This is a genomic window from Lysobacter sp. CA196, from assembly GCF_052078695.1.
GTDB lineage: Bacteria > Pseudomonadota > Gammaproteobacteria > Xanthomonadales > Xanthomonadaceae > Lysobacter.
Map to the genome: position 1 here is coordinate 640288 of NZ_JBQJIN010000001.1, position 12584 is coordinate 652871.

At 67.8% G+C, this 12584-nt stretch carries 9 protein-coding genes; 7 read left to right on the forward strand and 2 right to left on the reverse strand.

Annotation, left to right across the window (positions count from 1 at the left end; genetic code table 11):
- The first annotated feature begins 188 nt into the window (after positions 1-188).
- The 6 genes from ACTOWK_RS02640 to ACTOWK_RS02665 all read left to right on the forward strand — a co-directional run bounded on the left by ACTOWK_RS02640 (position 189) and on the right by ACTOWK_RS02665 (position 8942).
- A complete protein-coding gene (locus tag ACTOWK_RS02640) occupies positions 189-878 on the forward strand; it encodes a DUF502 domain-containing protein (protein ID WP_441328622.1) in 690 nt (229 codons plus the stop codon).
- Positions 875-2065 (forward strand): PQQ-dependent sugar dehydrogenase, encoded by a 1191-nt coding sequence (locus ACTOWK_RS02645; protein ID WP_441328623.1) that lies wholly within the window; start codon positions 875-877, stop codon positions 2063-2065. Before ACTOWK_RS02640 ends, ACTOWK_RS02645 begins: the two co-directional genes overlap by 4 nt.
- Positions 2062-2886 carry a queuosine precursor transporter gene (locus ACTOWK_RS02650; protein ID WP_441328624.1) on the forward strand — a complete coding sequence of 275 codons (825 nt, stop codon included), beginning with the start codon at positions 2062-2064 and terminating at the stop codon, positions 2884-2886. Before ACTOWK_RS02645 ends, ACTOWK_RS02650 begins: the two co-directional genes overlap by 4 nt.
- A gap of 321 nt (positions 2887-3207) precedes the next feature.
- Positions 3208-5064 carry a DUF885 domain-containing protein gene (locus ACTOWK_RS02655; protein WP_441328625.1) on the forward strand — a complete coding sequence of 619 codons (1857 nt, stop codon included), beginning with the start codon at positions 3208-3210 and terminating at the stop codon, positions 5062-5064.
- Between the two features lie 522 nt (positions 5065-5586).
- Positions 5587-7287 carry a FecR domain-containing protein gene (locus tag ACTOWK_RS02660; protein WP_441328626.1) on the forward strand — a complete coding sequence of 567 codons (1701 nt, stop codon included), beginning with the start codon at positions 5587-5589 and terminating at the stop codon, positions 7285-7287.
- Positions 7284-8942 (forward strand): CHASE2 domain-containing protein, encoded by a 1659-nt coding sequence (locus ACTOWK_RS02665; RefSeq protein WP_441328627.1) that lies wholly within the window; start codon positions 7284-7286, stop codon positions 8940-8942. Before ACTOWK_RS02660 ends, ACTOWK_RS02665 begins: the two co-directional genes overlap by 4 nt.
- An 87-nt stretch (positions 8943-9029) precedes the next feature.
- On the opposite strand, the gene ACTOWK_RS02670 is transcribed toward ACTOWK_RS02665, so the two are convergent.
- Both ACTOWK_RS02670 and ACTOWK_RS02675 read right to left on the reverse strand, forming a co-directional pair.
- Positions 9030-9500: an avidin/streptavidin family protein gene (locus tag ACTOWK_RS02670; protein WP_441328628.1), complete on the reverse strand. Its 471-nt coding sequence runs from the start codon at positions 9498-9500 to the stop codon at positions 9030-9032.
- Between the two features lie 537 nt (positions 9501-10037).
- Positions 10038-11366, reverse strand: a complete 1329-nt coding sequence (locus ACTOWK_RS02675) for a DEAD/DEAH box helicase (RefSeq protein WP_441328629.1) — start codon at positions 11364-11366, stop codon at positions 10038-10040.
- A 920-nt stretch (positions 11367-12286) separates the two neighbouring features.
- On the opposite strand from ACTOWK_RS02675, the gene ACTOWK_RS02680 reads away from it, so the two are divergent.
- Positions 12287-12584: helix-turn-helix domain-containing protein (locus tag ACTOWK_RS02680; protein ID WP_441328630.1), on the forward strand; the 298-nt coding region annotated here is incomplete at its 3' end.

The following is a 12584-nucleotide window of genomic DNA, read 5'->3' on the forward strand; positions in this document are numbered from 1 at the left end:
AAAGGGGGCGAACTTTCGAATGGGGCGAACTCTCAAACGGGGCGAATCATCGGGCGCATAACGTCCCCCCTTTGGAAAAGGGGGGCCAGGGGGGATTTGCTTCTGAACACCGCAGCCGATGAGGGTTCGCGCAATCAGCGTATGCGCAGTCCGCATGTTCTCCGCCGCCGTCCCCTACAATCCGCGCCATGCGCATGTCCAACCTGCAACGCCTGTTTCTCACCGGCCTGTTGACCCTGCTGCCGATCTGGCTGACCTGGGTCGTGGTCAAGTTCGTGTTCGTGCTGCTGTCCGACACCAGCCGTCCACTGATCGGCCCGCTGCTCAACAACCTCGCGCTCGGCTACCCGCACACCCTGGGTTGGTTGAACGATCCGTGGGTACAGACCGCAATCGGCCTGATCGCCACGCTCGGGGTGATCCTGCTCTCGGGGGTGATGACCCGGCGGGTGATCGGCCAGACCGTGCTGCGCTGGTTCGAGTCGCTGATCAAGCGCATCCCGCTGGCCAGCACCATCTACGGCAGCGCGCGGCAGTTGCTCGACATCCTGCAGACCAAGCCCGACGGCACCCAGCGCGTGGTGCTGATCGACTTCCCGCACAACGAGATGAAGTCGATCGGCTTCGTCACCCGGGTCATGCGCGAGCAAGGCACCGGGCGCGAACTGGCCGCGGTGTACGTGCCGACCACGCCGAACCCGACCTCGGGTTATCTGGAGATCGTGCCGGTGGAAAAGATCACTCCGACCGACTGGACCGTCGACCAGGCGATGAGCTTCATCATCTCCGGCGGCGCGGTCTCGCCGGAATCGATTCCGTTCTCGGTGCCGTCGCCGGCCGCGCCGAACCCGCAGGAGCCGCAGGAGCCGCAAGCATGAAGCCACGTCACTTGCTGCACCTGGCCGCGCTCCTGCTCGCCTGCATCGGCTTCGCCGCCGCCGCGGTCGCCGCGCCCGCGGCCTTGACGCCGCACCGCGTCGCCCTCGACGACGGCCGCAGCTTCAGCCTCAACCTGCCGGCCGACCTGGAAATCGTGCCGGCGGTGCAAGGCCTCAAGCGCGTGCGTTTCTTCGCCCGCAGCCCGGACGGGCGCTTGTTCGTCACCGACATGCACGACCTCAGCGACAACCGCCGCGGCCGCGTCTACGCGCTCGACGATTGGGACGAGCAGCGCGCGCGTTTCGGCAAGGTCTCGGTTTATCTCGACAAGCAGCGCAATCCCAACAGCGTCGCCTTCCACACCGATGCGCAGGGCCAGTCCTGGCTGTACCTCGCCAACACCGACAAACTGCAGCGTTACCGCTACCGCAACGGCGACCTCAAGCCCGCTTCCGAACCCGAAACCCTGGCGAGCTTCCCCGACTACGGCCTGAGCTACAAATACGGCGGTTGGCACCTGACCCGCACGCTGGCCTTCGGCGACGGCAAGCTCTACGTCTCGGTCGGCAGCAGTTGCAACGCCTGTATCGAGAAGGAAGACGTGCGCGCCGCGGTGCTGCAGATGAACCCCGACGGCAGCGGCCGCCGTATCTACGCGCACGGCCTGCGCAACGCGGTCGGCCTGTTGTTCCGCGATGGCCAGCTGTACGCGACCAACCAGGGCGCCGACCACCTCGGCGACCAGAAACCCGACGAGACCATGTTCGCGCTGCGCGACGGCGCCGACTACGGTTGGCCGTTCTGCTATCACAGCAAGGGCCGCGCGTTCACCGACCCGAAGTTTCCGCGCAAACCCGGCTGCGCCGTGGTACCGAAGCCGTTTGCGTCTTTCCCCTCGCATGCCTCGGCACTCGGCCTGAGCTGGTTTCCGCCCGCCGACGGCGCGCTGCTGCAGAACGAATACCTGGTCGCCCTGCACGGCGGCAGCAAGCTCAGCCTCGATCACGGTTACCGCATCGTCCGGGTCGGCGCCGACGGCCGCAGCGGCGGCGAACTGGTCAACGGTTTCCTCGCCAAAGGCAAGGTGCACGGCCGCCCCTGCGACGTGCTGCAGGCCGGCCGCGACCGCTTCTTCTTCAGCGACGACAAAAGCGGGGTGATCTATTACGTGAGGCCCAAGCGATGAGCGCCTCCGGCATAGAGACCACGGCCGCTATCCCAAGCGCCGGCGGCGAAGGCACGCGCACTCTGCAGGACCGCGCACTGCGTCTGTTCATCGTCCTGTCGGCGTTTTTCTGCGTCAACGCCGCCCTGGCCGAGTTCATCGGGGTCAAGATCTTCGCCCTCGAAGACACCCTCGGCATCGCCCCGCTGCAATGGAATCTGTTCGGCCAGACCGGCTCGCTGAACTTCACCGCCGGCACCCTGCTGTGGCCGGTGGTGTTTTTGATGACCGACGTCATCAACGAGTTCTTCGGCCGCCGCGGCGTGCGCCTGATCTCCTGGCTCGCGGCGATGTTGATCGCCTACGGTTTCGTGTTCGCCTTCGCCGCGATCGCGCTGGCGCCGGCCACATGGTGGGTGCAGGCGGCGCAGGCCCAGGGCGTGCCGGACTACCAGGCCGCGTTCGCGGCGATCTTCGGCCAGGGCTTGTGGAGCATCGGCGGCTCGCTGGTCGCCTTCATGGTCGGTCAGCTGATCGACGTCGGCGTGTTCCACCGCATCCGCAGCCTCACCGGCGAGAAACACATCTGGCTGCGCGCGACCGGCTCGACCGCGGTCTCGCAATTGGTCGACAGCTTCGTCGTGCTCTACATCGCCTTCGTGCTCGGCCCGCAGCATTGGCCCATCCCGCAGTTCCTCGCCATCGGCTCGGTCAACTACGTCTACAAGATGCTGGCCGCGTTCGCGATGATCCCGCTGATCTATCTGCTGCGCATGTGGATTCACCGCTACCTCGGCGAAGCCCGCGCCCGCCAGTTGCGCGACGAGGCGGCGGCGGACTGAGCCGCCGCCAGGCAAGCGCGGCTCAGCCCAGCCCCATGGCCTTGCGTATCCGCTCACGTAGCTGACGAATTCCACCCGAGCGTGCTGTGGGAGCGCGGCCTGCTGTTCTATGCGCGCGACATCGGCCGCCCCAGCGATTTCTATCGAACCCGCCTGCAATTGCCCGATCTGGAGGACTGAAAGCAGAGCTGCCGAGCGCCAACCGAGCGCTCATAACCGCGGTTGCGCGAGCGCCATCGCGCTCGCGCATGACCTTCGGCTCATGCCCCCGCCGGGCATGCGCGAGAGCCTGCGGGTCCGTCCGTCCGCATCGGCCAAGACATGACTCCGCTTCCGTTCCGCCGTCCGGGCCCGCGCCCGGTCCGCCTCGCCCTGTCCGTCGCGCTCGCCGCGGCGCTGTGCCTCGCTTTACCCGCCGCTGCCGCCGTAGCGGACGCACCCGCCGCCCCGGCCGCGGCGCCCAAGCTCACCGTGCAGACCAAGGGCGAAAAGCTCAACCGCCTGTACGAGCAGTACTGGGAAGAAAACCTCAAGCTCAACCCGCTGCGCGCCACCGCCCAGGGCGACACCCGCTACAACGACCAGTTGCCCAACTTCCTCAGCGCCGAGTTCCGCAAGCGCTCGCACGAGTTCTCCGAACGCTGGCTCAAGACCATCGAATCGGTCGGCTCGCAGGGGCTGTCCGACCAGGACCTGCTGAGCTACGAGATCTTCGTGCGCGAAATGAAGATCAACCTGGAATCGGATCGTCATCCGTCCTGGCTGCAACCGGTCAACCAGTTCTACAACTTCGCCGCCAGCATCGCCCAGCTCGGCTCCGGCACCGGCTCGCAGCCGTTCAAGACCGCCGCCGACTACGACGCCTGGCGCAAGCGCGCGGCCAAGGTGCCGGCGGTGTTCGACCAGCTCATCGCCAACAGCCGCGAAGGGGTCAAGCGCGGCGTGGTGCAGCCTAAGGCGCTGATGACCAAGGTGTTGCCGCAGTTGGATGCGCTGATCAAGGACGACCCCACCGCGACCCTGTTCTGGAAGCCGGTGACGACCTGGCCGGCCGGCTTCTCCGAGGCCGACAAGACCCGCCTGAGCGCCGACTACCGGCAGATGATCGAAACCGAGCTGATGCCGGCCTACCAGCGCCTGCGCGACTACATCGCCGACGACTACCTGCCGCATGCGCGCGACAGTGCCGGGCTCGGCGCCCTGCCCGGCGGCGAAGCCTGGTATGCATTCAACGCGCGCCGTTCCACCACCACCACGATGACCCCGGCCGAAATCCACCAGATCGGCCTGGACGAAGTCGCGCGCATCCACGGCGAGATCGGCAAGATCCGCGGAGAAGTGAAGTTCCAGGGTTCGCTGCAGGACTTCTTCAAGTTCATGCAGAACGACCCGCGCTTCACCTTCAAGGACGAGCCGGCGCTGCTCACGCACTACCGTGGCCTGGAAGCGCGCATCGACAAGAAGATTCCGCAGTTGTTCTCGCTGACGCCGAAGGCGTCGTTCGAAATCCGTCCGGTCGAAGCCTTCCGCGCCCAGTCCGCCGCCGGCGGCTCCTACATGCGTCCGAGCGAGGACGGCACGCGTCCGGGCATCTTCTACGTCAATACCTTCGACCTGCCGACCCGCAAGACCTGGGACGCCGAAGACCTGTATCTGCACGAAGCCATCCCGGGCCATCACTTCCAGCTCGCCTTGCAGCAGGAACTGACCGGCCTGCCGAAGTTCCGCCGCTTCGGCGGCGAAACCGCCTTCAGCGAAGGCTGGGGCCTGTACGCCGAATCGCTCGGCAAGGAGCTCGGCGTCTACGCCACGCCTTACGACTATTTCGGCTATCTGCAGAACGAGTTGTGGCGCGCGATCCGCCTGGTCGTCGACACCGGCCTGCACAGCAAGGGCTGGACCCGCGAACAGGTGATCGCCTACATGCTCGACAACTCGGCCGAGAGCGAAACCCAGTCGACCGCCGAAGCTGAACGCTACATGGCCATTCCCGGCCAGGCGCTGGCCTACAAGATCGGCGAGCTCAAGATCATGGAGCTGCGCAAGCGCGCGCAAAGTCAGCTCGGTCCGCGCTTCGACATCCGCGAGTTCCACGCCGAAGTGCTCAAGGACGGCTCGGTGCCGCTGGACGTGCTCGATCGCAAGATCGATCGCTGGATCCGAACGAAACAAGGTTGAACAACCGGCGAGCTCGAACGAAGCCGGCTTGAACGAGGCCGGCTTGAACGAGGCGGGTCCGGAGCTCGCGGACCCGGCGCCCGGCCTCCCGGCATGACGGGAGGCCGACGCCGCCGAAGGCCTGCGCCACGCGGGCAACGGTGCCGTATGGCACTAATGTGCTTTGTGACTCACTGGGTTTCTGTTCATCTGCGCGGTCCCTTCCCGGCTTCCCCCGCGGACCGCCTTTCGGGCAGGATGAGGACCGGCCCACCTGGATCGCCTCGCCTGCCGAACCCCTGTCCCGCCCTCATGAGCCCAGCCCCTGCGGGTTTCGCCCGCTTGCCCGGCCGGCTTCGTCCTGGCCGCCCCGAGCGGTTGGCCAGAGGCACCGGTGCAAGGCGACCCGGGCCGGCTCTCCGGTTGGACCGGAAGCGGCGGCCGAACCGGTCGACAGCAGAAAAAGTGTGACTGACACCGCATAATTAGCGGTTGTTGCGCCTCGTTGCCGACGGTGCCCACCCACCCAGCCTCGGAATACGGATGTCCCACATTCCAGCGCCCCAATCTTTCGCCGCCGCGCGCGCCGCATGGCGCAGTCTTGCCGCTTTCGCTTTCAGCCGCCGCCGTTTCGCCGTCCTCTCGGCGGTAGCGCTGCTCGCCTGCACCGGCCTCGCCCAGGCGCAGGACTGGAGCTATCGCGTGCGCCCCGGCGATACCCTCTGGGACCTCGGCGCCAAGCACCTCAAGAACGGCATCAACTGGCGCCGCTTGCAGGAACACAACCGCATCTCCGATCCCTATCACCTGCCGCCGGGCACGCGCATGTTGTTCCCGGTCGGCTGGCTGCGCATCGAACCGGCCAAGGCGCGCGTCATCGCCGTGCGCGGCGCGGTCAACCTGCTGAGTTCGGAGAAAGCCGCGGCCACCCTGGTCGTCGAAGGCATGCGCATCGGCATCGGCAGCCGCGTCGAAACCGGCCCCGGCGCCAGCGCCACGCTCGAGTTCGCCGACGGCTCGCGGCTGATGATCCAGGACAACAGCCGCATCTCCTTCGACGAGCTCAGCAGCTACGGCAGCACCGGCATGGTCGATACGCGCATGCGTTTGCAGCGCGGCCGCACCTTGAACCGGGTGATCCCGGCCAAGGGCCCGGCCTCGCGCTACATCATCGACACGCCGTCGGCGACCTCGAGCGTGCGCGGCACCCACTTCCGGGTCAGCGCCGGCGACGAGGGCGCGGCCGACGCGACCGAAGTGCTGGAAGGCAAGGTCGCGGTCGGCAACCAGCGCACCCAGGTGATGGTGAACCCCGGCTTCGGCACGGTCGCCGCCGCCGGCGCGGCGCCGTCGGCGCCGATCCAGTTGCTGCCGGCGCCGGCCCTCGGCGCCGCGCCGCTCGAACAACTGCCCGCGACCATCGCCTGGTCGCCGGTCGAAGGCGCGGTCGCGTATCGCGTCGAAGTGGTGCGCGACGACGCCCCGGAAGTGCTGTTGTTCGAAGCCCACACCCGCGACACCCGCCAGCGCATCGACGATCTGCCGGCCGGGCGCCAGCGGGTGCAGGTGCGCGCGGTCGCCGCCAACGGGCTCGGCGGCCGCGACAGCGCCCGGGTCTTCACCGTCAACGATCAGCCGGCGCCGCCGCTGACCATCAGCCCGCTCGACGGCCAGCGGCTCCACCTGCCGCGTCCGCGTTTCGAGTGGACCCATGCCGACGGCGCCGAACGCACCCGCCTGCAGATCGCCGCCAACGAGCAGTTCGGCCAGCCGCTGATCGACACCGAAATCGCCGGCCAGCGTTTCCGCCCGTCCGAATCGCTCGCACCCGGGAAGTACTACTGGCGCGTGGCCTCGCGCGACGGCAACGGCCATGCCGGCCGCTACGGCAACGTCTTGCCGTTCGAGATCAGCGACGCGCCGGTCGATCCCGGCCTGGAAGCGCCGCAGGCCGCAAAGGGTATGCTGACCCTGCGCTGGCAGAAGGGCGAGCCGGGCCAGCGCTATCGCGTCCAGATCGCGCGCGAACGGGACTTCTCCAAGCTGCTGCTCGAACAGGTGGTGGACGTGCCGCAGATCGAACTCAAGCGCCCCGGCGGCGGAACCTGGTACGTACGCGTGCAGAACATCGAAGACGACGATTACGCCGCGCCCTACGGACCGCCGCAGGAAATCCGCCTGCCCTGCCGGGTCTGCTACGGCGCGGGCGCCGCCGGCGCCTTGCTGCTGTTGCTGAGCCTATGACCCCAACGGCCCGGTCCTGGCTGTTACGAGGTGGCGCAGCCCTGCTCGCCGCCGGCCTGGCCGCGCTGTTGACCGTCACCGGCGCGGCCACGCGCCTGGACGACGTGTTCTACGACCTGCACCTGTCGAACTGGGGTTACGCGCCCGACGACGACGTCGTCATCGTCGCCATCGACGACCGCAGCCTGAACGAACTCGGGCAGTGGCCGTGGCCGCGCGACATCCATGCGCAGATGCTCGACCGCCTCGGCTACGCCGGCGTGCGCGGCGTCGCGCTCGACCTGGTGTTGGCCGAACCCGACCGCACCGGCGACGGCCACGACGCCGCCCTGGCCGCGTCGATGCGCCGGGTCGGCCGGGTGGCGCTGCCGGTGACCACCGCGCCGTTGCGCCAGAACGGGCCGCTGGTGGAAGTGCTGCCGACCCCGTTGATCGCGACCGCCGCGACCACGCTCGGCCACACCGACATCGAGCTCGATACCGAAGGCACCACCCGCGACATGTACCTGCAGGCCGGCCTGGGCGAATCGCGCTGGTCGGCGCTCGGCCTGGCCCTGATCGGGCTGGAACCGAACGCCGCGCCGCATCCCCTGCCCGGCCTGCGCCGTCCCGCCTGGGTGCAGGGCTCGCCGTACCAGCAGACCCGCGACCATCGCGTGCGCATCCGCTTCGCCGGGCCGCCCGGCACCTTCGGCCAGGTCTCGTATTCGGACGTGCTCAACGGCGAAGTGCCGGCCGAGCTGTTGCGCGGCCGCTGGGTCGTGGTCGGCGTGACCGCCAGCGGCCTGGCCCCGAGCTATCTCACCCCGATGTCCGACGTGGTGCGCATGGACGGCGCCGAGTACCAGGCCAACGTCATCGAGATGTTGCTGCACGACCGCACCATCGTGCCGATGCGGCCGCTGTGGCAGGCGCTGCTCGCCGCGGTCATGTTGTTCGCGGTGGTGTTGCTGATGCTGCATCCGCGCTTCCAGCGCCCGTTGCTGGTGACCGGCGTGGCCGCGCTGGCGACCGCGTTCGGCAGCATCGCGCTGCTGCGCCTGGGCAATGTCTGGTTCGCGCCGGCGACCACCATCGCGATGATCGCGCTGGCCTATCTGCTGTGGATGATCGCCCACCTGCGCCATTGGCGCCGCGAGGCCAATCTCGACACCCTGACCCGGCTCGGCAACCGCCGCCGTTTCGATCATGTGCTGCAGAGCGAACTGGCCAGCGCCCGGCGCACCCGCACGCCGCTGTCGCTGGCCCTGGTCGACGTCGATTTCTTCAAGGCCTACAACGACTCCGAAGGTCACCGCGCCGGCGACAAACTGCTGCGCCAGATCGCCGAGATCATCGCCTCGCACGCGCGCCGCCCGCGCGACCTGGCCGCGCGTTTCGGCGGCGACGAATTCGCGGTGATCCTGCCCGACACCCACGTCGAAGGCGCCGCGCGCGTCGCCGACGGGATCCTGGAAGACATGCGCAAGCTCGACGCGCGTTACGGCGAAGGCCATATCGACCAGCGCGTCAGCCTCAGCATCGGCCTGTACACCTGCGTGCCCGGCGTACACACCCACGTGCGCACCTTGTTCGACGGCGCCGACTCGGCGCTGTATCGCGCCAAGGAAAACGGCCGCGACCGCCGCGAGGCGAATCGGCTCGGCGAAGTCTGAGCGAAGCGACACTGTGTGCGAACCACGCCTGCCGCCATGGCGATGGCGGCAGGTCGTCGTTGCGGCCCTCGCAGGCCTCGAACGAAGCTAGAACGAGTTGAAGATATCCGCGCCGGCGAGGATGTGATCCCAGTCGTACTGCGAGTTCGGCCGCGACAGATGCCATAACGTGCGTAGGCCGGCCCCCGACGGCGAATCCAGGCAGGTTCCGGTCCAGGCGGTAATGCTGCCGATCGGCCCCCAGCGCACGCTGAAAGCGATGGTGACCGCATTGTTCATGCCCGGCGCCGGCGGAGACGAATTGACCCAGCCGATCAGCGGATACGCGCCGGGCGCGCCGCTGCTGGTCTTGTACTGGCCCTCGATCGCGCCGCTGCTCCGGTTGAAGGAGGTGATCTTCATCTCCGAGCCCATCCGGTTGCGCCACAAACCCACCGGGTTGCCGCAAGTCACCACCGCCGCGGCTTCGGCCGCCTGCTTCTGCGGTTTCTTCGCCGACACACTGCCGCTGACCGCGAACAAGCCGAGAAGAACGAAAACTGCTCCTGCACGTTCCATGTTGCCTCCTGTCATAAGGCGGCGAGAGCGCCGCGATTTTCAAACGATGTCGAATCGCATCCACGCATCCGGCGCAGAGCGCCGACTGCGATGGCCCGGAACCATTCGGGAACGCAACGGCGCGACGCCCTCGGGCGGCCGTTGTCTGTGCGAAGCGTTCGGCAAAGTGTCCGGCGATCGGAACGGCCGAACCAGACTGCCGGCGGACCACCCTGTTGCGCGCCGTGTTCGCTTGCATCGAACGCGAACCACCGCAGGCCTGCTACTACGCTCGCTAACGCCGGCACGGCTCGAAACGCTCGAACCGCGATTGGGCGCACGCTTCGGGCTGAATATCGAAACCTCGCCGCGCATCCGCATGCGAACCGGACATGCAACGTGATGCACGTCGCGAATCCGTGACGTTCGCGCACCGCCGACCGCGCATCGGCAAGACCGGTGCGAAACGCCGATGCGATCGGCTATCCCTCATAACGAAAAGGGCCGGCAATGCCGGCCCTTTTCGTTCATCGATGACGAACCCGCTAAGCGGATCGATCAACCGGCGTTGCGGTCGCGACGCTGGCCGGGCTGCGCGCCTGCGCCGCCGCGGTGCTGCTTCGGACCGGCATGCGCGTGACGCGGCGCCGGCTTGCCGTGCGGACGATGCGCCGGCTTACGCGGTCCATTATTGCCGCGGTTGTTGCCGCCCGGGCTGCGCGCGCCCGGCGCATCCGAACCCATGCGGATCGGACGCGACGGCTCGTAGCCGGGCACCGTCACCATTTCGATATCGTCCTTGAGGATGCGCTGGATCTGGCGCAGCAGGCCGCCTTCGTCGGGCGAGACCAGCGACAGCGCTTCACCGGTGGCGCCGTTGCGGCCGGTGCGGCCGATGCGGTGCACGTAGTCCTCGGCGACCATCGGCAGATCGAAGTTGATCACCAGCGGCAGGCTCGGGATGTCGAGACCGCGCGCGGCGACGTCGGTGGCGACCAGCACGCGGGCCTTGTTCGCCTTGAAGTCGCGCAGGGCTTTCTGGCGCTGGGCCTGGCTCTTGTTGCCGTGGATCGCGACCGACTTGAGGCCGGCTTCTTCCAACTGCTCGGCCAGGCGGTTGCAACCGTGCTTGGTGCGGCCGAACACGATCACCTGATCGTTCGGGCGCTTGGCCAGGATGTCGATCAGCAGGTCGCGCTTGCGGCCGCCGTCGACCGGATGCACGCGGTGGGTGATGGCATCGGCGACCAGGCTGTTGGCGGCGATCTGCACCTGCTGCGGATTGCGCATGAACTCCAGCGCAAGCTGCTTGATCTGGGTTTCGAAGGTGGCCGAGAACAGCAGCGTCTGGCGCGACTGCGGCAGGCGGCCGAGGATGCGCTTGATCGCCGGCAGGAAGCCCATGTCGAGCATGCGGTCGGCTTCGTCCATGATCAGCATCTCGACGCCGTCGAGCTTGGCGCTGCCGCGCTCGAGGTGGTCGATCAGGCGGCCCGGCGTAGCGACGAGCACGTCGACGCCGCGGCGCAGCGCATCGAGCTGCGGGCCCATGCCGGCGCCGCCGAAGATGGCGTGGATGTTGAGGCGCAGGTACTTGGCGTAACCGCGCAGGCTGTCGCTGACCTGCAGCGCGAGTTCGCGGGTCGGCGCGAGGATCAGCACGCGCGGCTTGCGCTGGGTGTTGCCCTGGGTGGTGGCGAGGCGGTGCAGCAGCGGCAGGCCGAAGGCCGCCGTCTTGCCGGTACCGGTCTGGGCGCCGCCAAGCAGGTCGTGGCCGGCCAGCGCGAGCGGGATGGCCTCGCTCTGGATCGGCGTCGGCGTGGTGTAGTTCTGTTCGGAAAGGGCGCGCAGCAACGCGGGCGCAAGCCCGAGCGATTCAAACGTCATGTTGGAACTCCAGTGGTTCGCGATGCAGCCTCCCCCGGCGCCCGTCGAAACGGGCGCACGATCGAGACGATCGCGTGATGACCCCAGCGTTCCCTTGAACCGCGCTGCGAGTATCTGATTTGACGGCGCCGGATGCTCCGGGCCGTGTCTGCGCTACGAAAGACGTGCGGGATAAAAAGTCGCGCCGGCGAATCCGAGAACTCGGTGCGGGGCGACAGGCAACCTGGGAAACGTACCCTTGCGGGGAGGCAGCCGTGCGCTGAACGGGGCGAACTGTACGCGAAAGCCCGTGAAACCGCCAGCTGCGGCGGTTGGCGGGTGTTAGCGGGCGGTCATACGTGGGGGGCGGAGGCCTTGCCGTGGGTGGGTTTGGGGTGGCCGGGGCGGCAGGCGCGCCGTCGGGGCTCGCGATGGGCCGGGCGGGTTGGTCCGGTTGTCGGGCCTTGGCCAGGGCGGCGGCCCGGGTCCATTTTGAGTTGCATTCGTTCGGGTCGGTAACCTGAAGTTGCATTTTGGCGGTCGTCTGCTTGGGGGCCGTCGCCTGCTTCTATTCGGTGGTTGGGGCGCCGCGAGGTCGCGGCAACGCGGTCGCGGCTTGCGCCGCTCCTACCGCGTAGCGGGCGGAAGCTCTGCTCTTGACCTTAAGAAGGGATACTTGCGAATCCTTCCTCTGTAGGAGCGGCGTGAGCCGCGACCGCGACCTCTCAATCTCGCGCCGGCGCCAGCCGCAGCCTGTCAGGGTAGGAGCGGCGCAAGCCGCGACCGCGCTACGTCGGCCTTGCGGCGTCTCGCTCAAGCAAGATCTAGATCCAGATCAAACGCTAAAAGCTTCCGCCACTAAAGCGGCGGGTTACTTTCTTTTGTCTAAAGCAACGGCGGTCTCTAAGCTTAAGTGCATCACCCACCGAAGGGTTCTGCACATGGGCCACCACTACACCCACCTGAGTCCCGAAGAGCGCGGCGCCATCATGGCCTGGGTCCGCCAAGGTCTCAGCGCCCGACAAATCGCGCACGAACTGCAGCGCGCGCAAAGCACCATCACCCGCGAACTACGTCGTAACGGCTGTCGCCCACACCATGGCCGTGCCCTACTCGGGCGTCCGCGCAAGGTGCCAGGCTACGATGCCACCGCCGCTCAGGTGCGAGCGCTCGGATTGCGACAACGCCCGCGGCGACAGCGAAAACTGCGAGCTGGCGCCGCACTCTGGCCTCGGGTGA